A 26,415-nucleotide genomic window follows, 5' to 3' on the forward strand; every position below is an offset into this window, starting at 1 on the left:
AAATTTACCATGTTATTAAAACATTTTTAAGAGGGTTAGGTACTTTATTTGTTACATGAAAAGATTATTACTTTTATTTTTCACGATATTATCTTTTAATGCAACAGCTCAAAATAACCCTAAAATTATTTCTGGTTATATTTTTGTAGACAGTATTCCTACTCAAGATATTCATTTAATAAATAAAAAACTATCGATTGGTACTATTACTGATGAAAAAGGACATTTTGAAATTTTAGCTAATAAAGGAGATATACTTATTGCATCCCATTTAAACATTGAATACACTGAATATAGCATTAGTGATCAAGATTTAGAAGCTACAAAAATCACTATTTATATCGATAGTAAAAATCACTTACTTGATGAAGTTGTTTTAGAAAAAAAGAAAGGAATTTTTGATATAGATAAAGATATTTTAACCAATAACGCCCCTATTGTTAATGCTAAAACTTTAAAACTTCCTTATGCTAATAGTAAAAAACCTGAAAAAGATAAAACTCTAAAAATTAAATCAGGAGTCTCTGTTAGTTTAAGTGGACTTATAAATTCCATTAACGGAAACAATAGAAAAGAAAAAATATTACGAAAAGTAAAATCTGAAGATGAAAATATCTCTAAAATAAGAAAACATTTTACAGATGGATTCTTTGTACAGCAGTTAAAGATTAAAAAAGAAAATATCAATTCGTTTTTAGAGTATTGCATTTCAAGAGGTATTATCAATTTATACAAAAAAGATAAACTTCTAGAACTGACCTCTATATTAATAGACAACAGTAAAAACTCACCTTACCTATTAGAAAAAGAACAAACAAAACTTACTCAAAAATAAGCCTATGAATAAACCGCTACTTTTTTTTCTTTCCTTAATTATATACAATAGCAATGCTCAACAAAAAAGAAATTTTCTATATGCTAGTGTAAAGGATAATTTTAACTCAATTACTAATGCACATATTATTAATTTAAACACCAATCAAGGTACATATACTAATGAAAATGGTGAATTTCGGATTCTTGCAAAAAGAAAAGATTCTCTTCAAATTTCTTTTGTAGGATATGCTACAAAAATTTTCGTTGTAAATTCTAGTGATTTTGGCATGTTAAAAACTACTATCAAGCTAGAAAGAGCAGATTATGAATTAGATGAAGTTGTTATAAAAAAGCATAATTTAAAAGGTGTTCTTTCAATCGATTCAAAACAAGTACCCAAAGACCAAGGAATTGTTAAGTCTGCTAAAGCCACTGACTTCTCAATGGTTAACTTTGAAAAAACTATCATTTTACCAATCGATGTTATTGATAGATCTAAGGCTCCTAACATGAGAAAAGTAACTGATCCTACTACAAAGATTCCAAGTATTGGCACTAGTTTTAATACTGGTTCTCTTAAAAATGCATTAAGAAGAAAAAAACTTAGAAGAGAACAAAAATTTAAAGAAAACTTTCCTAAAAAATTACTCTCAGAACTTTCTCCTAATTTCTTCTTCAAAGAATTAAAAATTCCTAAAGATAAATACTATCATTTCTTAGATTATTGTAATCATTTAGGAATCGAAAAATTATATAAAAATGGCAACATATTTGATGTAATAAAAATATTAAAACAAGAAAGCAATAGCTATTTAAAAGACATAAATTTACAAGAATGAAAAAACTCTTACTTTTTTTCACCTTAGTATTTTCTCTTTCTAAAGTTCACTCACAAGACTATAGAAAGTTTTTTTATGCTGAGATAAAAGATAAAATTAGACCTGTTATTAATGCTCACATAATTAATTTAAACACCAATCAAGGTACATATACCAATGAAAATGGTGAATTTAGAATTTTAGCAAAAGTTAATGATAGTTTAAAATTATCATTCGTTGGTTACAAAACAAAAACATTTCATATCAAAATGAAACATTTTGGTATTCAAAAAAACATTATAAATCTTGTAAAAACTCCTTTTGAACTAAATGAAGTAAATCTTAACGAAAATGATTTATCTGGTTTCTTATCTTCCGATAGCAAAAAAATTAAGTTCAAAAAAGAAATAAATGCAGTTACCTTAAAGCTTCCATATGCTGGGACTAAAATTTTAACTCCTGCTCAAAGAAAATTACAAACTGCTAAAGGCGGAAGCGTCCCTTTTACGTTTGGCTTAGCAAATTCTTTCTCCTTAGATTATATATTGAATAGTATTTCTGGAAGAATAAAAAAACTAACTAAACATAGAGACATAGAATCTTTAGAATTTAAGGTAGAAAAAATAAAAAGTACCTACAGCTTACATTTTATTAAAGAATTTGGTATTAAAGAATCTGATATCTATAGATTTATCTATTTCTGCAGTTATGATAAAAAATTTAATACTATATTTAACTCAGGGGAAATAGGTTTAATTCAATTTTTCAAAGTCAAATCAGAAAGTTTTAAAAAATCTAACTCTAAAGACTATGTACATTAAAACTGAGGTAGTAAATAATATTCAAAGAACTGAAAATAAGATTTACCTATAATCTTATTATAAATTTCAGTTTCATAGCTTTTCATAAATTTTTCGTATCTTTAGAAGTATACCGTTTTTTTGATTTATCATGAAAAAAATACTTCTTCTCTTTATACTACTTTCTCAATTTCTTTTTTGTCAAGAAGAACGAAAAACATTGTTTGGAATTATTTACAATAAAGATGGAGTTTTAGGAAATGTTCATATTGTTAATTTTACAAGCAATCAAGTTACATTTTCAAATGAAAAAGGAGAATATCGAATTTTTGCTAAGCCAAATGACTCCATCCGTTTCTCTTCAATAGGTTATAAAACAATATTTGAAAAGCTTAGTTCTGATGATTTTAATGTTTATAGAAAAAGGACCACTTTAGAAAAACAAGTTTATGAATTAGATGAAGTTTCACTTAATAATAACGAACTTTCTGGCTTTCTTAGTAATGACTTAAAAAAAACAAAACCTAACTCAAAATTTAAGTTAGCGAAAAAGGCTAGTGATTTTTCCAATATAGAATATACAAATAACTCCACAGACCATATAAACGCTAGTGTTAAACCTATTATAACTAGAACTGATCCCACAACTGCTTTTGAAGGCTTTGGTACAACTACAATAATTCCTTTTGGACAAATAAGAAAAATCAAAAAACTTCGAAAGGAATTGGCTTTAAAAGAAAATTTACCTGCTAAACTTTTAAATGAATTAGGTGAAGACTTCTTTTTTATAGAGTTAAAAATTCCCATAGACAAATATTATCACTTTCTTGAATACTGTAATCCTTTAGGTATTGAAAATCTTTACAGCGAAAATGAAATGTTAAAAATTATAAATATTTTGAGAAAAGAACATCTAAGCTATCTTAAACTTATCGAAAAACACTAATTTGGCGCAATAATTGATTTTTAACGAAGTATGAAAAAACTGTTCATTGCTTTATTAATAGTACCACTATTATCTTTTTCAGTTCACAAATATTACATCGCTTTAACAGAAATTGAATATAAAGAAGAAACTCAATCTGTTCAAATGATAATGAATGTTTTTATGGATGATATTGAAACAGCTATTAATCAAGATTTCAGCATAGACCTGCAATTATCTACCAAAAAAGAATTAAAAAATTCTGATGAATATTTTTTTAAATATTTAAAAGACCATTTTAAAATCTTCATTAATAATCAAAAATTTGATTATAATTTTATAGGGAAAGAATACGACGGAAATATCGTTTACTTCTATTTGGAAATAGAAAATGTTTCCTCAGTAAAATCTATCGAAGTTCGTAATGATGTACTAATAAAATACTTCCCTGATCAACAAAATTTAATAAAAGCATCTATAAAAAAAGAACGCAAAAGTTTATTTTTAACTAAAAAAAACGATAAAGGTTTGTTAAAATTTTAACACTTACCTAGCTAATCATCTGCTATTTATTAAATTCAACCACAATTAAACAAACAAAAACTCATGAAGAAAATAACTTCGTTAGTGCTTTCTATTTTATTTGTTTCAACAACTATAGTTGCACAAACAAAACAAGGACACACAAATCAAAATAAGTTTAGGCAATTAAAAGATGTTTTAGCAACTCCAAATAATCAACATACTGCTTCTGGTGCTCCTGGGAAGGAATATACTCAACAAAAAGTTGATTATAATATGGACATCATTTTAAATGATGACAAACAACGAATAACAGGTAATGAAACAATTACATATCATAATAATTCTGTAGATGAATTGGCTTATTTATGGGTTCAATTAGACCAAAATATGCGTGCTGCCGACTCTAAAACTCCAGATATAAGTTCTGGTAAAATTAGAAAAACATTAAGCAAAAAAGGATTTGATAGAGCTTTCCCAGATAAACCTTTTGATGGTGGATTTAAAATTACAAGCGTAACAAATGTTGATGGAAGTGATTTATCTCACACCATTAACCAAACAATGATGCGTATTAATTTACCAAAACCTCTTGCTTCTGGAGAAACATTTAAATTCAATATTTCTTGGTGGTACAATATAAATAATCATAGAACTCAAGGTGGAAGATCTGGTTACGAACACTTTCCTAAAGATGGAAACAACAACTATGTTATCGCACAGTTTTACCCAAGAATGTGTGTTTATGATAATGTAGAAGGTTGGCAAAATGATCAATTTTGGGGTCGTAGTGAATTTGCTCTAGAGTTTGGAGATTTTAATGTAAATATTACTGTACCTGCGGATCATATGCTTGGTGCCACAGGAGTTTTACAAAACAGAAAAGAAGTTTTTTCTAAAACTGAATTAAAACGTTTTGAGAAAGCTAGAAAAACTTTTGACAATCCTGTTATTATCAGGACTCAAAAAGAAGCTGAGAAGATTGAACAAGGTCGCTCTAAAAAAACAAAAACATGGAAATTTAAAGCAACTAATGTTAGAGATTATGCTTTTGCAACGTCACGAAAATTAATTTTCGATGCCATGGCTGTTGATATAAATGGAAAAACTGTAATGGCAGAATCTTTATACTCTAAAGAAGCTAACCCTCTATATGGAGAACACTCAACAAGAGCAGTTGCACAAACATTAAAAACATATTCTAGATACACTTTTGATTACCCATACCACAAAGCAATTTCTGTTGATGGACAAATGGGAATGGAATACCCTCAAATTTGTTTCAATCCTGGAAGACCAAATCCAGACGGAACTTATTCTGATAGAACAAAGTACAGAATGATTAAGGTTACGATCCATGAAGTTGGTCATAATTTCTTTCCTATGATTGTAAATTCTGATGAACGTCAATGGACTTGGATGGATGAAGGTTTAAATTCTTTTATGGAAATATTAGCTGAACTAGATTACGATAAGAACTTCCCTATAACAAGAGGTTACCCTAAAAATATAGTAAAATATATGGCTGGAGATCAATCTAAAATTGCTCCTATCATGTCTAAAGGAGATCATGTATATGAATTTGGAAACAATGCTTATGGTAAACCCGCTACCGCATTATGGATTTTAAGAGAAACTATTATGGGGCATGAGTTATTTGACCATGCTTTTAAAACCTATGCAAAAAGATGGAAATTCAAACATCCTACTCCTGCTGATTTCTTTAGATCAATGGAAGATGCTTCTGCAATGGATCTAGATTGGTTTTGGAGAGGATGGTTCTATACTACTGATGTAAATGATATTGGAATAAAAGGGGTTAAAAAGTTTTATACCTCTAAAAATAAAGATAACTCTGTTAATTTTAATGAAGACACTACTGAAGGATTAAATTTCTCTAGAAAGCATAATAAATATTATTACGAGATCACCTATAATAAACCAGGGGGACTAGTAATGCCTATTATTGTTGAGTTTACCTATAAAGATGGAACAAAAGAAAAGAAAACATACCCAGCTGAAATTTGGAGATTTAATGATAAAGAAGTTAGCAAAGTGTTTTCATCAGACAAGGAATTAAAAAGTATAACTATAGACCCTAATTTAGAAACCGCAGACATAGATACGTCTAATAATAGTTGGCCTAAAAAATCGGTTAATAAATTTGAAAAGTTCAAAAACAAAATAAAAGGTTAAAAACCAAAAACATTTTAAAAGCGACATTATTAATAATGTCGCTTTTTTATTTCTCTTTTTACTCTAACAAAAACTGAGTGTTAAAGTTTTTACAAAATTTCCTTACTAGCAATCAAAATTCAGTAACTTTCCGCACATATTTTTATAAAAATCAATCAAAACAAACAATGAGAAAATATTCTACGTTACTATTTTCGGCTCTTTTTGTTTCCGCTTCTTTATTTGCACAAGAAACAAATAAAAAGGAGCCTCAAAAGGGTCATACTGATCAAAATAAGTTTCGTCAATTAAAAGATGTATTGGCTACACCTAACGATCAGCGTACTGCTTCTGGTGCTCCCGGACATGCATACACACAACAAAAAGTGGATTATGTAATGGACTTGCGTTTAGATGAAGCTAATAATACTTTATATGGAGATGAAACTATTACGTACCACAATAATTCTAAAGATCATTTAGAATATTTATGGGTACAATTAGATCAAAACATGCGTGCTCCAGATTCAAAAACTCCATTAGCAAAATCTGAAGGAGCTAGTAGTTTCCAAACTCCAGAAGGTTTTGTTTCAAAAAACATGGGAAAACCAAAAGATTTTGGTTATAAAATTGATGCTGTAAAATATCTTAACGGAAGAGATTTATCTCATACGATTAACCGCACAATGATGCGTATTAATTTACCTAAAGCATTAGCTCCTGGTGAAGTTTTTAAATTTAGAATTAAATGGCATTACCTTATCAACAACTCTGTTGAAGATGGTGGACGTTCTGGTTTTGAATCATTTCCTGACGGAAACAAAAACTATACTATTGCTCAATTTTTCCCTCGTTTAGCTGTATATGATAATGTAGAAGGATGGCAAAATATGCAATTTTGGGGACGCAGCGAATGGGCTTTAGAATTTGGTGATTATGATGTTAAGTTAACTGTACCAGCTGATCATATTGTTGACGCTACTGGAGAGTTACAAAACGAAAAAGATGTTTTAACCAAAGAACAACGTAAGCGTTGGGCTAAAGCTAAAAAGTCATACAAAGATCCTGTTTTTATAGTAACGCAAGAAGAAGCTGAAGCTAACGAAAAAGAAGGTACTACAAAAACTAAAACTTGGCACTTTAAAGCTAAAAACGTTCGTGATTATGCTTTTGCTTCGTCAAGAAAATATATCTGGGATGCTATGGCAGTTAATATTAACGGTAAAAACGTTATGGCTGTTTCATTATATCCTAAAGAAGGAAATCCTTTGTGGGAAGAGCATTCAACTAGAGTTGTAGCTAATACTTTAGAAGAGTACTCTAAAATGACTTTTGACTATCCATATTCTAAAGCTGTTTCTGTACATGCTAAAAATCAAGGAATGGAATATCCTATGATTTGCTTTAACTATGGACGTCCTAACCCTGATGGAACTTATTCTGACAGAGTTAAGAACGGAATGATTGGTGTAATTACACACGAGGTTGGACATAACTTCTTCCCTATGATTGTAAATTCTGACGAACGTCAATGGACTTGGATGGATGAAGGATTAAACTCTTTTGTTGAAATTTTAGCTGAATTAGACTACGATCCTAATTTTAATACTGGTAACTTACCTAAGGACATTGTAAGATACATGAGTTTAGATCAAAAGAACTTAACTCCAATCATGGCACAAGGTGATTATGTTAAAAACTTTGGACCTAATGCTTATACTAAACCAGCTGCTGGTTTATATATGTTACGTCAAACAATCATGGGACCTGAATTATTTGACTATGCATTCAGAACTTATGCTAAAAGATGGATGTTTAAACACCCAACTCCAGCAGATTTCTTTAGAACAATGGAAGACGCTTCTGGTATGGATTTAGACTGGTTCTGGAGAGGATGGTTTTATACAACTGACTATACCGACATAGGTATTAAAGAGGTTAAACCATTATACTTAACAGACAAACCTAACGAAAGAACTAAAAAATTACAAGAACAATATCCAAATTATTTTGCTCGTTTAGGTAAGTTAGTTTTCTTAACCACTAAAAAAGAAGATGCTAATTCATCTGATGTAGAAGCATACATTAACGGATTACCTGCTGATAAGAAAGCAAACTTAAAAGCTTTACCTAAATATATGTATCAGGTAGAATTTGAAAAACCTGGAGGATTAGTAATGCCTATTATTGTAGAATTAACTTATGCTGACGGGACTAAGAAACGTGAAACTTTCCCTGCTCAAATATGGATGAAAAACGATAATAAAGTATACAGAGTATTTTCTTCAGATAAAGAAATTAAAAGTATTGTTGTAGATCCAGACTTAGAGACTGCTGATACTGATACTTCAAACAATAGCTGGCCAAAGAAAACAGCTAATAAGTTTGACCAATTTAAAAATAAAGTAAAAGGATAATATATTTTATCTATCGTTTATATATTAAAAACGCAGCTAATAAGCTGCGTTTTTTTTTGTAAAAAAGTTAAGAATATTATTTCTGAAATAATTTATTAACTTCACTTAATGTTAAAAATTTAGAAACAGTCATTACATCTGGATCTCTACTAACATACTGTTGAATCTGCATTCTCATTTCACCATCATCTCCTCTTTCATACTTAAAGAAAATTACATCTCCATTAGCTTTTATTTGAAATTTATTTCTAGGCATTTCTTCAAAACCTCTTAACATAATTTGATGTAATTTTTCTACATCATTATCCGTATTATTAAATGAAAAGAATACATATTCATTTATTGGATTATTAATGTTTTTATAAAATAAATTATACGATTCATTATCTCCTACTTTTTCTAAGTATACAAATTCTACTTGCCCAACAATATCAACTTTTGTTGATTCTACAAATTCAATTTGGGAATACGATACTACAGAAAAAAATAAGGTTGCTAAAAAAAATAGTTTTTTCATAAAGTTTAAGGGTTTAAAGTTCGATCTAAATATATTTGATTATAATTAAATAAAAGAACGTTTTAATAAATAAAAAATTATACTTCTCTTTTTCAAAGGTTCTTTTACAACAAAATGAAGCCTCAATATTTCATCTTATCTTCCTCATTTTTACAGAATAAAAATAGTACTTTAGAGCTATCAATCTTTTTAAATTTTATGAAATATTTTTTTTCTATTATAAGCCTTATAACTTTCCTTTCTTGTAATAAACCAGCTTCTAACATATTAGAAACAGGAAATTATAGAGCTATTTTAAAAGTTCAAGACCAACAAAAACTTCCTTTTATTTTTAAAGTAAAAGAAAATAATTCAATAGAAATATACAATGCAGATGAAGTTATAGAAGTAGATGAAATTACATACAAAAACGATTCTGTTTATATTCAAACTCCAGTTTTTGAAGGTTATATTGCAGCAAAAATCCATCCTAATAAAAAACTAAACGGATACTTTATAAAACCTAGTTTAAACAGAATTGTCCCTTTCTCAACTGTGGCTAGTTATAAAAGGTTTGATTCAAAAAACAAACCTAACTACAATATAACAGGACAATGGGAAACCATTTTTAGTCCAAACAATAAAAATGATAAATACATTGCCAAAGGAATATTTACACAAGAGAAAAATAAAGTAAAAGGTACTTTTAGAACTACAACTGGTGATTATCGTTATCTAGAAGGTGTTGTAGATGGTGACTCTTTAAAACTTTCAACATTTGATGGAGCACATGCTTTTTTATTCACTGCTAAAGTTAACGACTCAAGTATGGTTGGTAATTTTTACTCAGGAAATCACTGGAAAGAACCTTTTATTGCCAAACTAAATAACGATTATGAATTACCTGATGAAAATTCTTTAACAAGTTTAAAAGATGGTTATAAAAACTTCAACTTTTCTTTCCCTAATGAAAATGGAGAATTGATTTCATACTCGGACAAGCAATTTCAAAACAAAGTTGTAATTGTGCAAATCATGGGTACATGGTGTCCTAACTGTTTAGATGAAAGTAAATATTACGCTGAATATTTAAAAAAGAATAAAAACACAAATCTAAAATTTGTAGCACTAGCTTTTGAAACTGATAAAACTCAAGAAAAAGCTTTTGAAAAAATTAAACGTCTAAAAAAACGATTGAATATTACTTATCCAATATTATTAGCACAATATGGGGGGGCAGACAAAAAAGATGCTGCAAAAAAATTACCAATGTTAAATCATATCCTTTCCTACCCTACCACAATATTTATAGATAAAAAGGGAATTGTTCGAAAAATACATACAGGTTTTAATGGCCCTGCTACTGGAAAAAAATATATCGAATTTAAACATGAATTTAAAAACTTTGTAAATACTTTATTAAACGAATAACAGCATACATATTTTTAATTACTTTTTTAATAACCTTTCAATAATACAGTCAAAGTTTAAATCATTACTTTTACCCTATGAAATGGATTTTTTATTTAGCATTATGTTTATCTCTTGCTACACAAGCACAAGATTTACCTAAAGGATTTACATACCTAAAAAACATAGCTCCTTCTATAAAAAAAGAGCTTAGATATTGTTCTAGTAATAATTTTATAGGAAAACCAATTGATGGATATGAAAAAGATGTAATTATTACCACAACACAAACCGCTAAAGCTTTGAAAAAAGTTCAAGATGAATTACAAAAAAAAGGATTAAGCCTTAAAATTTTTGATGCTTATCGTCCACAAACTGCTGTAAATCATTTTGTAAAATGGGCACGAGTAATTAATGATACTTTGATGAAACAACAATACTATCCTAGCATAAATAAAAGACATTTATTCAAATTAGGATATATCGCATCTAAATCTGGACATTCAAGAGGTAGTACTGTAGATTTAACCATAGTAAATTCAAAAACAGATGAAGAATTAGACATGGGGAGTCCATATGATTTTTTTGGAATTTCTTCACACATTACTTATTCAAAACTAACAAAGAAGCAAAAAGAAAATAGACAGTTATTACAAAGATTAATGAAAAAAAACGGTTTTAGACCCTATACTAACGAATGGTGGCATTTTACATTACGTGGAGAACCTTTTCCTAAAACTTATTTTAAATTCCCAGTAAAGTAGTAATTTTTAACGCTTTATTTAGACAAACAAACAATATCGGCATTATATTTGCTTAGATTTACGTTATATGAAAAGAGCTATACATTTTTTATTCATTCTTGGTCTAATTACAATAAATACTAATAGTTTTGCTCAGTTAGACAACTCTTCAGGAGGTGAGAAAAAAGGAGTTTCCTCCTTTGGATTTAAAGCTGCACCAGCCAAAGAAGTTAAAAAACCTAAATCTTTAGACTTTAAGAACGATAACGGTTTTAAAACCGCACATACTAAGCAACAAAAAGAGTTACAAAAAAAGCAAGCTGAAAGAAACCTTGAAAACAAAGGAATTTTAACAAAAGCTAAAATCGCAGAAGAAAAATACTTAAAAGCATTTCAAAAAATAAATGGAATGTATCAATACCCTGTTATTGATCAAGACTTGGGTAGTTTTAGCACAAAATCTAAAAGTGTTAATATTATATGTAGAGATTTCCAATATCCTGATGGAGATAAAGTAACTATTTTAATCAATGGTATTCCTGTTGTTAGTAATATTGTATTAAAACAACGTTACCAATCATTTAACATTCCTTTAGACGAAGGAGTAAATACTATAGAAATTTTAGCTTTAAATCAGGGAACATCTGGCCCTAATACTGCAGGATTTAAAATTTTCAATGATACAGGAATGCTAATTTCTGCCAATCAATGGAACTTAGCTACAGGAGCAAAAGCTTCGATAATAATAGCAAAAGAAAAAGAATAACTTCAGGCTGTTTTAACGTTACGAAAACCTTACAGCAACTTTTAATAAGAACTTTTTTTAAATTACCAAAAACTACTTACTTTTGTAGTTACGTTTTATAAGAAGTAAAACAAACAAACGTTAAATAAACAACTAATATATAATGAATAAAATCACCAAAGAAACCTATATCAATTGGTATAGAGACATGCTATTTTGGAGAAAGTTTGAAGATAAACTAGCAGCTGTTTACATTCAACAAAAAGTAAGAGGTTTTTTACACTTATATAACGGTCAAGAGGCTGTTTTAGCAGGTTCATTACATGCAATGGACTTAACTAAAGATAAAATGATTACTGCATACCGTAATCACGTACAGCCAATAGGTATGGGTGAAGACCCTAAACGAGTTATGGCCGAGTTATATGGTAAAGCTACAGGAACGTCTCATGGTATGGGAGGTTCAATGCACATTTTTTCAAAAGAATTTCGTTTTTATGGTGGTCACGGTATTGTTGGTGGTCAAATTCCATTAGGAGCTGGAATAGCTTTTGGAGATAAATACAAAGGTAATGATGCTGTAACACTTTGTTATTTTGGTGATGGAGCAGCTCGTCAAGGTTCATTACACGAAACATTCAATATGGCAATGAACTGGAAGTTACCAGTTATATTTATTGTTGAAAACAATGGGTATGCAATGGGTACTTCTGTAGAAAGAACTGCAAATCATACTGATATTTGGAAATTAGGTTTAGGTTATGAAATGCCTTGTGGACCTGTTGATGGAATGAACCCTATTAAAGTTGCTGAAGCTGTAGATGAGGCTATCCAAAGAGCTCGTCGTGGTGAAGGACCAACTTTCTTAGAAATGAAAACATACCGTTATAGAGGACACTCTATGTCTGATGCTCAACACTATCGTACTAAAGACGAAGTTGAAGAGTACAAGAAAATAGATCCTATTACACAAGTATTAGACATTATAAAAGAAAATAATTATGCTTCAGATGAAGAAATCGAAGCTATAAATAAAGAGGTAAAAGATTTAGTTAAAGAATGTGAGCAATTTGCTGAAGATTCTCCATATCCTGAATTAAACCAATTACACGATATGGTATACGAACAAGAAGATTACCCATTTATAAAATCTAAGTAAAAGACCTATGGCTACAATTATAAATATGCCTCGCTTAAGCGATACGATGGAAGAAGGAGTTGTTGCTTCTTGGTTAAAAAATGTAGGTGATAAAGTTGAGGAAGGTGATATTTTAGCAGAAATCGAAACGGATAAAGCTACTATGGAATTCGAATCTTTCCATGAAGGTACTTTATTACATATTGGAGTACAAGAAGGTGAAACTTCTCCTGTTGATACTTTACTTGCTATTATTGGTGAAGAAGGTGAAGATATTTCTTCTTTATTAAATGGAGGTTCAGCTCCAGCTGAAACAAAAGAAGAAGCTCCAAAAGCAACTACTGAAACTAAAACTGAAAGTGCTGCAGTAGCTATTCCTGAAGGAGTACAAGTAATAACAATGCCTCGTTTAAGTGATACTATGACTGAAGGTACTGTTGCTTCTTGGTTAAAAAGTGTAGGTGACTCTATAGAGGAAGGAGACATTTTAGCTGAAATCGAAACGGATAAAGCTACTATGGAATTTGAATCTTTCCACGAAGGAACTTTATTACACATTGGTGTAAACGAAGGAGAAAGCGCACCAGTAGATAGTTTATTAGCTATTATTGGAGCTGCCGGAACTGACGTTTCTTCTCTATTAGAAGCTCATAAATCTGGTGCTTTAACAAGTGCAGATGTAGCTGCTCCTAGTAAAGAAGAAGCTCCTAAAGTTGAAGAAAAAGTTTCTGAAGCTCCTAAAACAACTGCCGAAGTAACAAACACTAATACAAGCGGAGGTAGAATCTTTGCTTCTCCTCTAGCTAAAAAGATAGCAAAAGATAAAGGTTACAATTTAGCCGATATTAAAGGTTCTGGAGAAAACGGACGTATCGTTAAGAAAGATGTTGAAAACTTTACTCCTTTTGCCAAAGTTGAAGCAACAGCAACTACTAGTACAACTTCTACTCCAGCTGCTGTAACTAATTTTGCTATTGCTGGTGAAGAAAATACTTCTGAAGTTAAGAATTCTCAAATGCGTAAAGCAATTGCAAAAGCATTAGGAAACTCTAAGTTCTCTGCACCTCACTTCTACTTAAACATTGAAGTAGATATGGATAATGCAATGGCTTCTCGTAAAACAATTAATGCTATACCTGACACTAAAATATCTTTTAATGATATGGTAGTTAAAGCTTGTGCTATGGCATTAAAGAAACATCCACAAGTAAACACTAGCTGGACTGACAATTCTACATTAGTACACTCTCATATACATGTTGGTGTAGCTGTAGCTGTAGATGAAGGTTTAGTTGTTCCAGTTGTAAAACATACAGACGCTTTAAGTTTAACTCAAATAGGTGCATCAGTACGTGAGTTAGCAGGTAAAGCTCGTAATAAGAAAATTACTCCTGCAGAAATGCAAGGAAGTACTTTTACTGTTTCTAACTTAGGAATGTTTGGTATTGAAAGCTTTACTTCTATTATTAACCAACCTAATTCAGCGATTTTATCTGTTGGAGCTATTGTACAAAAACCAGTAGTAAAGAACGGAGAAATTGTAGTTGGTAACACAATGAAATTAACATTAGCTTGTGATCATAGAACTGTTGATGGTGCTGTAGGAGCTCAATTCTTACAAACTTTAAAAACTTATATTGAAAACCCTGTTACCATGTTAGCGTAACGTTTTTCATATATCATAATAAAAAAACTCGGAATGTAAAATTCCGAGTTTTTTATTTTTACATGTAATGTATCATTTTTTTTTCGACAAACTGAGGGTTAAATAACCCATCAAAAAAATTAAATGAAACATTTAAAAACCTTACTAGTACTATCAATAATACTATTACAAAGTTGTGTTCAAAATGACATTATAAACGATAGAGTTGATGAAAAACTAGCATTTAGCACGTCTATTCAAGAGCTTACCATTAAAGATACTTTTCAATACAATACCAAATACACAGATAATGTTGGTGAAGTACAAACCCCTACCGTTACTTGGACAACTTCAAACCCAGATATCATATCCGTCTCTAACTCAGGTTTAATTACTGCTTTAAAAATTGGTACCTCAACAATTACAGCTTCCGTAACAACCTCTGAAGGTAAAGTAGTTACGAATGAAAATGAAATTACTGTTGTTAAAGCTCAGCCTAAAATAGAAATTAATAACTTATTACAGAATTTAACTATAAATAAAACACACCAATACACAACAACCTATACAAACGATTTAGGCGAAAATGAAACGCATCCAGTAACATGGTCTAGTTCTAATTCAGCCATTTTATCAGTTTCAAGTAGTGGTTTAATTACAGCTGTAGCTTTAGGTGATGCAACCATAACTGCCACAGTTACTATAAATGGTAATGCTATTTCTACAGAAGATGTATTAACCGTAGTTGGTATAGCTGAAAGGTTAACAATTAATAATCCTGTTACTGAATTAGATGCTAACACTAATCAAACACACCAATATACTACTACATATACTGATCAAACTGGTCAAGTACAAACTCCACAAATAACTTGGTCTAGTTCTGATTCGAACATAGCTAGCGTCTCTTCCACTGGTTTAGTTACTGCTAATACTATTGGAAATGTTACCATTACTGCTAGTGTAACTTTAAATGGTAATACAACTACAGACGATAATACTTTAACAATAACAGGCAGTGCTCCAAAAGAAAAATCTGGGACAATTAAAACTACTAGTAGTTATGCTTTATCTGGAACGTTTACATTAAAAGAAATCCCTGGTACTAACGATTTAGAATTAAGTATTAATGCAGACTACAATGCTTCTACAGCATTACCAGGTTTATACTTATACATGACAAACAATCCTAATACAGTAGGTGGAGCTAAAGAAATACAAAAAGTTACTGTATTTAATGGTGCGCATACCTATACTATTAAAAATACTGGAATAGATGATTTTAACCACTTATTATATTGGTGTAAACCATTTAGTGTAAAAGTTGGAGATGCAGAAATTAAATAATTTAGAAAACAAAGAAATGAAAAAATATATCATATTATTAGGCTTAATAATTACTTGTTCAAATTCATTATTTGCACAATGGTCTAAAGGAAAAGGAAAAGGTTATTATAAATTATCTGCATGGTATTTAAAATCAGATCAGCATTATACAAATACTGGAGCAATAGATCCAAATGTAACAAGAACACAATTCAACACTAATGTTTATGCTGAATATGGACTTACGAATAAAATTGACTTAATTGCTTATGTTCCGTTTTTTTCAAGAGCAGCTCAAAACAATCAAATTTCTGGAACCAACAATAACGTAATTCAAAATGGAGAATCTTTTAACTCTTTTGGTGATGTAGACTTTGGTGCTAGATATGCTTTTTACAAAAAAGGAAAATGGGCCGCAGATGTAAAGCTACTTTTAGGATTACCAACTGGTGATGATTCTGGTGGTAGTGATGGAAGTTACCAAACAGGAGATGGAGAATTCAATCAATATTTATCTACTTCATTAGGTTATTCTACAGCATTTAATGGTTTACCTTTTTATGCAAAAACGCATATTGGATATAACAATCGATCAAAAGGTTTTTCAGACGAATTTAGAGGAGGACTAGAAGCTGGTCTTAACTTATTCAACAAAAAATTTTGGATTATAACTCGTTTAAACCTTGTAAAATCTTTCAAAAATGGAACGCTAAATGCTGCTAACAGTAATGGAAGTATTTTTGCAAATAATGTTGAATATACAAGCTTTGGGTTTGAAGGAGCTTATTATATAACAAATAAGCTAGGAGTTTCTGCTGGTTTTGACTCGGCATTTTCTGGAAGAGTTATTGCTGCTAATCCATCATTTACTGCAGGAATTTTCTTAGATATAAAATAAGAACATTCTTAAGTTATCATAAAAAAGCTCGCTAATAGCGAGCTTTTTTATTCTGGATATTTTCGATAAGTAAATGATTTATGTACTATTTTCCATTCACCTTTTATTTTTAAAAGCATCATATAGTCTGTATATATTCTTTTCCATTTAGGCATTAAAATTTCAACTTTAGCCATTGCCGCATCATTTTCATAATCTACAGAAACAATACGTCCTATTCTATTTTTCTTTTTCCCTAGTTTTATATTATCTACATAATTCTTTCCTTTCCATGTTACTAAAGTATCGTTTTTGATATGATATAAATTTAAATTTTCATCAAAAGCTTTGCGAACTCTTTCTGGTTCTCCATTTGCAGTTCCTTCAATATAATTTAAAAGAGTTGCATTTATCTTTTCTATTTCAGTTTGCCCTAAGACAGTTTGAATAGCCAAAATCATTATTAATAAGGTTACTGTTTTTTTCATAATTATAAATATTTCTTCAAACTTCTAAAAACCAAAGACAAACAACTAATTTTTGTACTTTGAAGTTCTTCAATATTATAATTCTGAATAAAATTTAGGCTTTAAATTGCTTTCTATACTTAGCAGGTGTACTTCCTGTTACTTTTTTGAAAGCAGCATAAAATGTAGTGTTTGAAGAAAATCCTACTTCATAACCTATAGCTTCTAAAGTAAAACTATTATTCGTTTTTAATATTTTCTTTGCCTCTTCTACTCTAAACTCATTTATATATTGATTAAATGACTTTTGTAGATTATTATTTAAAAATTGTGATAATTGATGTGGAGTAACATTAATCTCTTTAGCTAAATCTTTTAGTTTTACAGTATGATTTCTAAACAAAGTTTTTTCTTTAAACACTTCAGATAGCTTCTTTTTTATTAAAACAGCTTCTTCATCTGATATCAAACTAAATTTATACTTTTCCTCTTCTTCAAAAAATATAGTTGCTTTTTTTCTTCTCATAAACCAAATAACTAAAGACAAATAGAAAATAAATGAAAACGATAAAGCTCCAACTATATATGAAGTATAGTTTACCGTTTTATAAGCCAACCAAACAATTCCTATTCCTAAAACCAAATTAACTAACCAAAACTCTTTATCTGTTAGCTTTTCATTTTTAGAAAACAACTTTTTTAAACTATCCTTTATTAAATACCCTGATATTAAAATGTAAATAAACCACTGTGTATACAACAAGTAACCAAACGACATAAATCCTAAGCCCCATAATTTTCCTTTATTCTTTTTATATGGGTAAAAATAAAACCAAACAACCATTATAACTATAGCAGGAATAACATGCCATAACCAAGTATATGATTTTTTAGCTACTGTAGTTCTTTTAGTTTCCTTGATATAGAGATATAAAAAAGGACCTATTAAAGCACAAGCTATTAAACCAAACTCTATAAAAAACTCAAAAATATTTCGATTTATAAATAAAAAAGCTGACTTTGTTATTCGAATACTTAAAGCCAAAATTAAAGCTGATAAAAAATAAGTAGAACGATTTCTATTTTTTATAAAAAAAGCAAAATATGCGCTTAATAAAATACCGTTTAAACCGCCAATTGCACTTAATAAAAATAATAGCTGATTAGTCAAAGTCTTATATTTAATTATAATCAAAAATAATAAAAAACGCTCGGGATTACCGAGCGTTTTTTAATTATGTAATTTATATATCTAAAAATCAAACCTATAATTCATTTTAAAAGCAATTCCCCAGTTTTTCCTATGAAAGTTTTTATTAAGATTATCACTTACAACCAAATACACATAGGATAATGGCTTATACTCCCATTGAAGTCGACTATTTATATTAAAGTTATCTTGTTGAGTATTATATTGCACATAGGTTGTCCAGTTTAAACGTGTATTAAAAAATATTTCTCCTGTAAACCTCGTTAAATGAAAAGTTTCCTTTCCTAGTTCTTTTAAATCGATAGAATTAACATCATAGGACGCTTCTATATTAGCAAAAGGCAATAACTGATAATTTAAATAAACACCTCCTGCAATTCTATCTCCCGAATAATAATTTCCTTTCTGAACATTAAATCTATATCGTAGTTTTTGATTATTGGCTGAATTGTAGCCTAATTTTAATAAGCCAAAACGATAGGTGTCGGGTTGTAATGCATTTCCATTTCGTAAAGGATCAAAGCCATATTTTAAATCAATAACATCATAATTAAACACATAATATAAAGCTGATAAATCTTTGAAAAATACTGCCGAATTAAAAAAGTGTGATGCTTGATTCAACTTTCCATTTTGATCAAAATACGTTTGATTATCGTAATTCATATAGCGAATTCTATTCAATTTTTTAGACTCATCATAAAACTTCACATATTGAATTCCCGCTGAAACTTGCTTATAACCTTCTCTAAACACCTCATCATTTATAGCATCATAATTATACAACCTTGGCGTAAAACCAACATCTGTTATATAATTCTTTTGAACGTTTCTAAGAGATGCATTCCATGAAAGTCCTCGTTTATTAAACCAAACCCCTAGATTATAAAAGTTATTATCACCAGAAATACCATCATTAAAACTCTTCCCATAATTAGCCAATCCTATCCATTTATTATTATCCGATTTATAATTCAAATTAACACCAGCAACTCTATTATAATCGTTTTTAAAACTAAAACCATTTGTTTCTTGTCTATTAATTAAGAAACCTGTTGTAGTAAAGTTTTTAGATAATTGCTGCTCTGCTACAAATGCCCCATAATTTTGTGAAGGATTATCTAACTCTTTTTCAGTTTGAACATTTAAAACCCCTATTCTTGTTTTAGAAGAAACATTTCCTGATAATTTCAAACCAAAATCAATATTACTACTCGCTCCTATTTTTCTTGAGTAAAAAGGATTTATACCATTAACTCCTAGATTGGAAAATAAATCAGCATTCTCTAAAAAGAAATTTCTACGCTCTGGAAAAAACACTGAAAAACGTGTAAGATTAGTTACCTGTTGATCAACATCAATTTGAGAAAAATCTGGATTTAAGGTCACATCTAATTTTAATGATGAAGTTACATTATATTGTACGTCTAAACTCGGAGTAAAATCTGTTTTATCGCTATTATTCTCTACATCTTTTTGATAGTTTACCGTAACTGACGGAACAACAGCAAACCTTGAAACTGTTTTATCGGGTAAGTTTTCTATTGTAAAAGGTCTGGTAAAACGTAAATCAAAAGTTGGATAGTTTCTAGACAAATCGGTCATTATTGTCCAAGAATTATTTTTAATATCTCTAACATACATTTGAATTCCAAAAACAGCATTGTCTTTATTATAGTTTAATGATTTTAATGGAATTGCTATTTCATAAATTTTGCGATTCCCTTTTTGAGATGTTTTAACCTCCCAAATAGTACTCCAGCTAAAATTCAATCCGTATCCTTGATTCCTTTTTTCTACTAAAGCATCTACTTGTGTACCATAAGCATTACTTGCAAATAAGTATCCGCTTTGTTGTTGATTTTGAGTATCAAATACGATAATAAAAGCATCGCTTAATGCAATAGATACATCTCTTTTCAAAGAACTAACTTGAATTTTGGGTGTTGAGTCCTTATAAATAGCATTTATAAATAATTTCTTTCCATTATGAAACAACTTTACAGAAGTTTGATTTTCAGCTAAACCTATATCTGTAGGTGCTAAATTATGAAAATTGGTTACCTCAGGTAGTCTTTTCCAAACGGCTTCATTTGGTTTTCCGTCTAACTCTATATCTGTATTAATAAACGGTATCGTAGATTTTGATACTTGACCTAATACTATAACTGAATACATTGAAAATAATAAAACAAAAACTTTATTCATTCTAATTAGCTTTTACTTCACTAACCTTTGTAGCTGTTTTACTTATAATCTTCCAGTTTCCTTCTATTTTTTTCAATAAGAATAAATCTATATATACCCATTTTCGTTTAGGGCCTGCAATTTCAACTTTAGCTGTTGCAATGTCTTTTGTAATTTCAAATTCTAATATTCTTCCTTCTCTGCCATTAAATTTCCCTGCTTCTCCATTCTTAAAGAAATTAGCATATTCTTCAGGTGTATATCTTTTAAACCCTTGTCTTCCGGTTAAATATAATGTAGCATTTGAGGCAAAAGCACTTTTTATTAATTCGAGCTTATTATAAGAACTTCCAGAAATATAATTTTGAAGTGTTTTCTTGACTAATTTTTGATCAGGTGTTTCTGTTTTAGTACTTATTAAACTTTCATAGAACAATCGATCATCGGAAACAAAACTCTTATCATAATTAATAATTGACTTGTTTATAACTCTATTCCCATATACATTAGCTTGTAAAAATTCTTTATTTATAGGTTCTTTTTGAAATCCAAATAAAACAGGAGTAAACGTTAGGCAAATAATAAATGTAGTTTTCATCTTTTAGATTTTTAGTTTTACCCAAACTTCTTAAAAGCATCTAAAAACGAAATGATTAATTATAATTCAGTTGTCCTAGATTATAATTCTGGAGAATTTTATACTACAAAAACTGTTTTTGATATTGCGCAGGTGTTAATCCGACCTGCTTTTTAAACGTAGCATAAAAGTTTGATTTTGAAGAAAATCCTGCTTCAAAACCTACAGTTTCTAATGTTAAATTGGTGTTTTCTTTTAAAATATTCTTTGCTTCATCAATTCTATAAGTATTTAAAAATGCTGCAAAGCTTTTTCCTATATTATCATTCAATAATTGTGATAATTTGTGAGGTGTAATCTGTAATTCTTTCGCAATATCTAGCAGTTTAACATTGCTATTTTTATACAATTCTTTTTGTTTCATTAAAGCATCTAACTTTTCAATTAGCAATGAAGCTTCATTATCTTGTATTTTTTTTGCAGCATATTTTTCTGGAATATCTTGAAAAATAGTTTCTCTGTTCTTCTTCGATAAAAAGAAAATCAACAATACATAAAACACTACCGAAAAAGTAATGGTTCCTACTAAATACAGAAAGAAATACCCTACAATATAGGCTATAAAAATTAAAGCATTTGCTAAAACAACTCCTATCAACCAAAGTTCTGCTGTAGTGCATTTGCTTGTTTTAGAAAATATTTTCTTTACAATATCTTTTAAAAGATAAGAAGAAGCTAAAATGTACACACCCCAAACTCCATAAATTACCCAAATAAAGTTTCCCCAAAATTCATCATTTCCTATATAGGGTTTTACTATTCCTACAATTGTTACAAATAAAAAAAGAATACTAAAATGAATAATCCATGATTTAGGAAGCGTCTTTCTATTCTCTATAGATGATTTTATATAGTAAAATAACGTTACTCCTATTAAAAAACAAGCTGATAAACCTACTTGCATAACCAATAAATCTATTTGATCTTGTGGTGCAAAAATTCGATAAACAGACTTTCCTATTCGCAAACTTAAAAACAAGACTAATAACCCAAACCAAAAATTTTGTATTCTTTTTTGTTTATTAAAAAACAGGAAGTAAATACTCACTAAAAAACCGTTAAACACACCTAGTGAGCAAAGAAAAAATATGATTGGGTTACTAAAATTCATTACAATTTTATAAAGTCTAAACTTCGACTAAAATATAAAATAATGAATTATAATCTTTTTAAAGTTCATTAAATACTTTTTTTGCTTGTACTATATGACGCTCATTATGATAAATTACAAATCGAAAAGTATCTCCTAATCGCAACTTTAATAAAGGTAAAGTTATACTTGTTTTAGTTTTGGTCAAGTTCTTATTAGCTGCAACTTTTAACAATTCTAAAAGTTCTTTTTGAAACGTTATAAAGCGCTGTAATACTTCTTCTTTATTTAATTTAGAATATATCGGGTTTTTACTTTTAAAAGTGTTCATTGTTTTCATTCCTTCCTTAGGCAACATATCTATAGCAAACTTATTCCCTAAATATCCTGATGTAAATGTATTTGATATCGGATACTTAGAACTTTTCATTCTTTTTGCTATTTCTGGATTATAAAATGTTGCATATAAATTTAAATGTTCCAAACATTCTAAAACTGACCAAGATTTCTCATTTTTTTTAGATTGAAGTTTTGCTTCTGACTCCTTTTGTAAGGCTTCTGCATATTCAATATGTGCTGTTACATATTGTTCTAATTCTGTAAGTAAATCTGTTACTTTAAAAACCATTCTCTATTTTTATTTCAAAATTGAGACTTTTAACTATTATAATTCTTGATCCTAATCAAGAGTTTTTAATATTCTCGATAATGTTTCTGGTGTCATTCTTAAATAAGATGCTATGTACTTTTGTGGTATTTCTTGAAATACTTGTGGACTTCTTTTAAATACTCGTTCAAATCGTTTTTGTGGTGAATAGGTTATCAAGTCTATTTCTCTTTCTATTTGCTGGTACACAAAACTCTCCAACAGTTTTTTCCAAATTTCCTCATACTCTTTCGCAGAGTTAATAAAACGCATATATCGTTCTTTAGAAATTACTTTCAATTCGCATTTCTTTAAGGCTTGAATAAAAAAAGAGGTCGGCTGTTCAGTTAAAAAACAATCCAAAGCGGTTATTATTGAATTTCTATACCCAAACCTTATGGTATGTTCTTCTACCTCATCATCAATAAAAACACGTAAACTTCCTTCTTTCACAAAATATAAATTGGTATTCGTATCTCCTTGATTTACCAAGAATTCGTTTCGCTTAAGCGTAATTTCTTTTTCCCATTCTCCTTCTAATGCTGCTAACAATTTTTCTAACGGGTTCATGTAAATAAATTCAATTGATTGGTTTGGTGTTTATCAAATTTAGTAAAATCTAACGGAGGAAAATGACTTTCTTTTAAATACAGTTTTCTAGCTAGCTTAAACTGCATTGTTATTTGTTCAGCTATTTTTCCTTCTCCTCTCATTCTAGTTGCAAATCTTGAATCATTTAAGGTTCCGTTATGACAGTCTTCTATTTGATGTAGAATTTTGTTTGCTCTATCGGGATATGCTTTTTGTACCCAATTGGTAAATATCTCTCCAATAGCACCATTTAAACGCACCACAGTATAACCAACTGACTTTGCTCCTAATTCACTAACCTTTTTTACTAAAGGTATAATTTCATGACTATTTATTGACGGTATAATGGGTGCCATCATAACATTTACTGGAATTCCATTCTTAGCCAATTCTTTTACCGTTTCAAATCTCTTTTTTATGGTTGCAGTTCTTGGTTCTACCGCTCTTCTTGTTTCTTCTGATAAGGAGGTTATTGAAATACTTACTCTTAACAAATTCATGGAAGCCATTTCTTTTAAAATGTCTAAATCTCGAAGTATTAATGAGTTTTTAGTAATTATACTTACTGGATGCTTTAGCTTTAGTAACACTTCTAACATCGCTCGTGTAATTTTTAACTTCTTTTCTATGGGTTGATAACAATCCGTATTTCCCGACAACATAATATTTTGTGCTTCCCAACTCCTACTTCGTAGCTTTTTTTCTAATAATTCTGCTGCATTGGCTTTGTATAAAATTTTTCTTTCAAAATCCAATCCTGCTGAATATCCCCAATACTCATGACTATTTCTTGCATAGCAATAAATACATCCGTGTTCACATCCTTGGTATGGATTCATTGAATATGTAAATCCTATATCGGGGCTCGTTACTTTGTTTAAAATAGTTTTGGGATAAATTTCTAAGTACGACGTTTTATTATTGTCAGCCTTTTCGTTTTCTACTTCACAATAATTTAAAAAGTCGTCTAGTACCTCATGTTGATGCTGCAAAAATTTATTATGGGTATTATGCTGTGCACCACGTCCTTTAATGTAGTCCTCCATTTTTAGTCTCAATAAAATTATATAAAAAATGTCTTTAGAATGATTTTATCGAGAACACGTTAGAAAACTTCTCGACAACTAATTCCGATAGAAAAACGGAATCACTCGAAGTGACTTTATAAAATTACAGGAAAAAGAAACATGAAAATGTTAATGTTTGAATAGCTTATTAACAATATTCAAAATTCCATATTTATAAAAGAAAAACGATGAGAAAATTAGTAACTAAATTTCTCATCGTTCTTTTTATCTATTAAAATATTATAAGCTTTTTTAAACTCTTCTCATTTTATCAAGCAACCAAAAATCTGCTAATACTAAAGCGGTTAAAGCTTCAACAATAGGGACAGCTCTTGGAACTACACAAGGGTCGTGACGTCCCTTTCCATGTATTTCAGTGGCTTCTCCTTCTGAGTTTATCGTTTCTTGATTTTGCATAATGGTAGCTACAGGTTTAAATGCTACTCTAAAATACACATCCATTCCATTAGATATTCCTCCTTGCACTCCTCCTGAAAGATTTGTCCTCGTTGTTCCATCTTCATTAAAAATATCATTATGCTCTGAACCTTGCATTTTAGCTCCACAAAAACCACTTCCAAATTCAAAACCTTTTACTGCATTTATAGACAACATCGCTTTTCCTAATTCTGCATGTAACTTATGAAAAATAGGTTCCCCTAAACCAACTGGCATATTTTGAGCTACACAAGTAATAGTACCTCCTATAGTATCACCTGCTTTTCTTATTTGATTGATTTTTTCAATCATTTGTTCTGCTGATGCTTCATCTGGACAACGTACTATATTGCTTTCTTTTTTTGAAAAATCTAAATCTTGATAAGGCTTTACCATAAAAATATCACCTACAGAAGATGTAAAGGCGTTGATATTAATGTGCTTTATTAATTGTTTAGCCAAGGCTCCCGCTACAACCCAATTGGCTGTTTCACGAGCAGAAGTACGTCCTCCTCCTCTATGATCTCTTATACCATATTTTTTATCATAGGTATAATCGGCATGAGATGGGCGATACACGTTAGTATTATGATTATAGTCCTTACTTTTCTGATTGGTGTTCTTAATTACAAAACCAATAGAGGCGCCAGTTGTTTTACCTTCAAATATTCCAGATAAAAACTCAACAGTATCTGGTTCTTTACGCTGTGTTACAATTTTTGACTGCCCCGGTTTACGTCGGTCTAATTCATATTGAACAGCCTCTAAATCTACTTCCATACCTGCAGGAAAACCATCAATAACTCCTCCTATTGCAGTACCATGTGATTCACCAAATGTGGTTACTTTTAAAATATTTCCAAATGAATTAAACATGTTTTCTTTATTTTAAGACGAAAGTAAATTATTTACCCTGAATAATTGCAATGAAAAAACCATTATTATTCAAATAATATGGCTGTAAAAAAGATTTTTGATGACTTATTTTTTCTTTTTCAACCTAATGAAAACTCAATTTTAAAAAAAAGTAAAAAAAATCACAGCACCAAACTTACTGATAGTAAAAAACTTACGGTTACACATTCAAAAAACTCTTAATTTTCATTAAAAAATCCGTCTTTTTCTTTTTCAGAACTAAAAAAAGATACTATATTTGCACCCGCAATCAAGGAAATATCTTGAGTGCTAGTCAGGAGAAATGGCAGAGTGGTCGAATGCGGCGGTCTTGA

At 29.7% G+C, this 26,415-nt stretch carries 24 protein-coding genes; 14 read left to right on the forward strand and 10 right to left on the reverse strand.

Translation table 11 applies throughout. From position 1 onward, the window contains the following. Positions 1-55 precede the first annotated feature (55 nt). From F7018_RS17810 to F7018_RS17840, 7 genes are all read left to right on the forward strand, one after another. Positions 56-835 (forward strand): peptidase associated/transthyretin-like domain-containing protein, encoded by a 780-nt coding sequence (locus F7018_RS17810; RefSeq protein WP_150901459.1) that lies wholly within the window; start codon positions 56-58, stop codon positions 833-835. Between the two features lie 4 nt (positions 836-839). Continuing rightward, positions 840-1,655 carry a carboxypeptidase-like regulatory domain-containing protein gene (locus tag F7018_RS17815; RefSeq protein WP_150901460.1) on the forward strand — a complete coding sequence of 272 codons (816 nt, stop codon included), beginning with the start codon at positions 840-842 and terminating at the stop codon, positions 1,653-1,655. Further along, complete coding sequence (locus F7018_RS17820) at positions 1,652-2,455, forward strand: carboxypeptidase-like regulatory domain-containing protein (RefSeq protein ID WP_150901461.1); 804 nt, start codon at positions 1,652-1,654, stop codon at positions 2,453-2,455. Before F7018_RS17815 ends, F7018_RS17820 begins: the two co-directional genes overlap by 4 nt. Before the next feature lie 130 nt (positions 2,456-2,585). After that, positions 2,586-3,380 (forward strand): carboxypeptidase-like regulatory domain-containing protein, encoded by a 795-nt coding sequence (locus F7018_RS17825; RefSeq protein ID WP_150901462.1) that lies wholly within the window; start codon positions 2,586-2,588, stop codon positions 3,378-3,380. A 30-nt stretch (positions 3,381-3,410) separates the two neighbouring features. Continuing rightward, positions 3,411-3,902 (forward strand): DUF6702 family protein, encoded by a 492-nt coding sequence (locus F7018_RS17830; protein WP_150901463.1) that lies wholly within the window; start codon positions 3,411-3,413, stop codon positions 3,900-3,902. A gap of 63 nt (positions 3,903-3,965) precedes the next feature. After that, entirely contained in the window at positions 3,966-6,077 is a 2,112-nt protein-coding gene (locus tag F7018_RS17835; protein WP_150901464.1) for a M1 family metallopeptidase, read from the forward strand. A 167-nt stretch (positions 6,078-6,244) separates the two neighbouring features. After that, the gene (locus tag F7018_RS17840; protein ID WP_150901465.1) at positions 6,245-8,473 is read left to right on the forward strand and encodes a M1 family metallopeptidase; all 2,229 of its coding nucleotides are present in this window, start codon (positions 6,245-6,247) and stop codon (positions 8,471-8,473) included. 76 nt (positions 8,474-8,549) lie between these two features. On the opposite strand, the gene F7018_RS17845 is transcribed toward F7018_RS17840, so the two are convergent. Next, entirely contained in the window at positions 8,550-8,990 is a 441-nt protein-coding gene (locus tag F7018_RS17845; RefSeq protein ID WP_150901466.1) for a hypothetical protein, read from the reverse strand. Positions 8,991-9,188: 198 nt separating this feature from the next. On the opposite strand from F7018_RS17845, the gene F7018_RS17850 reads away from it, so the two are divergent. From F7018_RS17850 to F7018_RS17880, 7 genes are all read left to right on the forward strand, one after another. Beyond that, complete coding sequence (locus F7018_RS17850; RefSeq protein ID WP_150901467.1) at positions 9,189-10,400, forward strand: peroxiredoxin family protein; 1,212 nt, start codon at positions 9,189-9,191, stop codon at positions 10,398-10,400. Positions 10,401-10,477: 77 nt separating this feature from the next. Then, positions 10,478-11,143: a M15 family metallopeptidase gene (locus F7018_RS17855; protein WP_150901468.1), complete on the forward strand. Its 666-nt coding sequence runs from the start codon at positions 10,478-10,480 to the stop codon at positions 11,141-11,143. Positions 11,144-11,210: 67 nt separating this feature from the next. Then, the gene (locus tag F7018_RS17860) at positions 11,211-11,888 is read left to right on the forward strand and encodes a hypothetical protein (RefSeq protein ID WP_150901469.1); all 678 of its coding nucleotides are present in this window, start codon (positions 11,211-11,213) and stop codon (positions 11,886-11,888) included. A 142-nt stretch (positions 11,889-12,030) separates the two neighbouring features. After that, entirely contained in the window at positions 12,031-13,026 is a 996-nt protein-coding gene (pdhA, locus tag F7018_RS17865) for a pyruvate dehydrogenase (acetyl-transferring) E1 component subunit alpha (protein WP_150901470.1), read from the forward strand. Between the two features lie 7 nt (positions 13,027-13,033). Continuing rightward, entirely contained in the window at positions 13,034-14,671 is a 1,638-nt protein-coding gene (locus F7018_RS17870) for a pyruvate dehydrogenase complex dihydrolipoamide acetyltransferase (RefSeq protein WP_150901471.1), read from the forward strand. Positions 14,672-14,794: 123 nt separating this feature from the next. Continuing rightward, positions 14,795-15,997 (forward strand): Ig-like domain-containing protein, encoded by a 1,203-nt coding sequence (locus F7018_RS17875; RefSeq protein WP_150901472.1) that lies wholly within the window; start codon positions 14,795-14,797, stop codon positions 15,995-15,997. Then, positions 15,981-16,874 carry a hypothetical protein gene (locus F7018_RS17880; RefSeq protein WP_150901473.1) on the forward strand — a complete coding sequence of 298 codons (894 nt, stop codon included), beginning with the start codon at positions 15,981-15,983 and terminating at the stop codon, positions 16,872-16,874. Before F7018_RS17875 ends, F7018_RS17880 begins: the two co-directional genes overlap by 17 nt. Positions 16,875-16,921: 47 nt before the next feature. Here the strand turns inward: F7018_RS17880 and F7018_RS17885 are convergent, their stop codons facing one another. The 9 genes from F7018_RS17885 to aroC all read right to left on the reverse strand — a co-directional run bounded on the left by F7018_RS17885 (position 16,922) and on the right by aroC (position 26,062). After that, positions 16,922-17,341 carry a nuclear transport factor 2 family protein gene (locus tag F7018_RS17885; protein ID WP_246175244.1) on the reverse strand — a complete coding sequence of 140 codons (420 nt, stop codon included), beginning with the start codon at positions 17,339-17,341 and terminating at the stop codon, positions 16,922-16,924. 94 nt (positions 17,342-17,435) lie between these two features. After that, the gene (locus F7018_RS17890; protein WP_150901474.1) at positions 17,436-18,491 is read right to left on the reverse strand and encodes a helix-turn-helix domain-containing protein; all 1,056 of its coding nucleotides are present in this window, start codon (positions 18,489-18,491) and stop codon (positions 17,436-17,438) included. An 81-nt stretch (positions 18,492-18,572) separates the two neighbouring features. Continuing rightward, positions 18,573-20,738 (reverse strand): DUF5916 domain-containing protein, encoded by a 2,166-nt coding sequence (locus F7018_RS17895; protein WP_150901475.1) that lies wholly within the window; start codon positions 20,736-20,738, stop codon positions 18,573-18,575. A gap of 1 nt (position 20,739) precedes the next feature. Then, a complete protein-coding gene (locus F7018_RS17900; RefSeq protein ID WP_150901476.1) occupies positions 20,740-21,315 on the reverse strand; it encodes a nuclear transport factor 2 family protein in 576 nt (191 codons plus the stop codon). Positions 21,316-21,418: 103 nt separating this feature from the next. Then, the gene (locus tag F7018_RS17905; protein ID WP_175578775.1) at positions 21,419-22,321 is read right to left on the reverse strand and encodes a helix-turn-helix domain-containing protein; all 903 of its coding nucleotides are present in this window, start codon (positions 22,319-22,321) and stop codon (positions 21,419-21,421) included. A gap of 202 nt (positions 22,322-22,523) precedes the next feature. Then, complete coding sequence (locus F7018_RS17910) at positions 22,524-23,072, reverse strand: DinB family protein (protein ID WP_150901478.1); 549 nt, start codon at positions 23,070-23,072, stop codon at positions 22,524-22,526. A 51-nt stretch (positions 23,073-23,123) separates the two neighbouring features. Beyond that, complete coding sequence (locus F7018_RS17915) at positions 23,124-23,660, reverse strand: Crp/Fnr family transcriptional regulator (protein WP_150901479.1); 537 nt, start codon at positions 23,658-23,660, stop codon at positions 23,124-23,126. Further along, positions 23,657-24,727 (reverse strand): PA0069 family radical SAM protein, encoded by a 1,071-nt coding sequence (locus tag F7018_RS17920; RefSeq protein WP_150901480.1) that lies wholly within the window; start codon positions 24,725-24,727, stop codon positions 23,657-23,659. The genes F7018_RS17915 and F7018_RS17920 overlap by 4 nt, the downstream gene beginning before the upstream one ends. Before the next feature lie 273 nt (positions 24,728-25,000). After that, positions 25,001-26,062, reverse strand: a complete 1,062-nt coding sequence (aroC, locus tag F7018_RS17925; RefSeq protein WP_150901481.1) for a chorismate synthase — start codon at positions 26,060-26,062, stop codon at positions 25,001-25,003. Positions 26,063-26,415: the final 353 nt, after the last annotated feature.

Source organism: Tenacibaculum aiptasiae (genome assembly GCF_008806755.1).
Taxonomy (GTDB): domain Bacteria; phylum Bacteroidota; class Bacteroidia; order Flavobacteriales; family Flavobacteriaceae; genus Polaribacter; species Polaribacter aiptasiae.

Bases quoted from the DNA above. Each gene is read 5' to 3' on its own strand.
- F7018_RS17810 (WP_150901459.1), top strand. From the start codon at position 56: ATGAAAAGATTATTACTTTTATTTTTCACGATATTATCTTTTAATGCA.
- F7018_RS17815 (WP_150901460.1), top strand. From the start codon at position 840: ATGAATAAACCGCTACTTTTTTTTCTTTCCTTAATTATATACAATAGC.
- F7018_RS17820 (WP_150901461.1), top strand. From the start codon at position 1,652: ATGAAAAAACTCTTACTTTTTTTCACCTTAGTATTTTCTCTTTCTAAA.
- F7018_RS17825 (WP_150901462.1), top strand. From the start codon at position 2,586: ATGAAAAAAATACTTCTTCTCTTTATACTACTTTCTCAATTTCTTTTT.
- F7018_RS17830 (WP_150901463.1), top strand. From the start codon at position 3,411: ATGAAAAAACTGTTCATTGCTTTATTAATAGTACCACTATTATCTTTT.
- F7018_RS17835 (WP_150901464.1), top strand. From the start codon at position 3,966: ATGAAGAAAATAACTTCGTTAGTGCTTTCTATTTTATTTGTTTCAACA.
- F7018_RS17840 (WP_150901465.1), top strand. From the start codon at position 6,245: ATGAGAAAATATTCTACGTTACTATTTTCGGCTCTTTTTGTTTCCGCT.
- F7018_RS17845 (WP_150901466.1), bottom strand. From the start codon at position 8,990: ATGAAAAAACTATTTTTTTTAGCAACCTTATTTTTTTCTGTAGTATCG.
- F7018_RS17850 (WP_150901467.1), top strand. From the start codon at position 9,189: ATGAAATATTTTTTTTCTATTATAAGCCTTATAACTTTCCTTTCTTGT.
- F7018_RS17855 (WP_150901468.1), top strand. From the start codon at position 10,478: ATGAAATGGATTTTTTATTTAGCATTATGTTTATCTCTTGCTACACAA.
- F7018_RS17860 (WP_150901469.1), top strand. From the start codon at position 11,211: ATGAAAAGAGCTATACATTTTTTATTCATTCTTGGTCTAATTACAATA.
- pdhA (WP_150901470.1), top strand. From the start codon at position 12,031: ATGAATAAAATCACCAAAGAAACCTATATCAATTGGTATAGAGACATG.
- F7018_RS17870 (WP_150901471.1), top strand. From the start codon at position 13,034: ATGGCTACAATTATAAATATGCCTCGCTTAAGCGATACGATGGAAGAA.
- F7018_RS17875 (WP_150901472.1), top strand. From the start codon at position 14,795: ATGAAACATTTAAAAACCTTACTAGTACTATCAATAATACTATTACAA.
- F7018_RS17880 (WP_150901473.1), top strand. From the start codon at position 15,981: ATGCAGAAATTAAATAATTTAGAAAACAAAGAAATGAAAAAATATATC.
- F7018_RS17885 (WP_246175244.1), bottom strand. From the start codon at position 17,341: ATGAAAAAAACAGTAACCTTATTAATAATGATTTTGGCTATTCAAACT.
- F7018_RS17895 (WP_150901475.1), bottom strand. From the start codon at position 20,738: ATGAATAAAGTTTTTGTTTTATTATTTTCAATGTATTCAGTTATAGTA.
- F7018_RS17900 (WP_150901476.1), bottom strand. From the start codon at position 21,315: ATGAAAACTACATTTATTATTTGCCTAACGTTTACTCCTGTTTTATTT.
- F7018_RS17910 (WP_150901478.1), bottom strand. From the start codon at position 23,072: ATGGTTTTTAAAGTAACAGATTTACTTACAGAATTAGAACAATATGTA.
- F7018_RS17915 (WP_150901479.1), bottom strand. From the start codon at position 23,660: ATGAACCCGTTAGAAAAATTGTTAGCAGCATTAGAAGGAGAATGGGAA.
- F7018_RS17920 (WP_150901480.1), bottom strand. From the start codon at position 24,727: ATGGAGGACTACATTAAAGGACGTGGTGCACAGCATAATACCCATAAT.
- aroC (WP_150901481.1), bottom strand. From the start codon at position 26,062: ATGTTTAATTCATTTGGAAATATTTTAAAAGTAACCACATTTGGTGAA.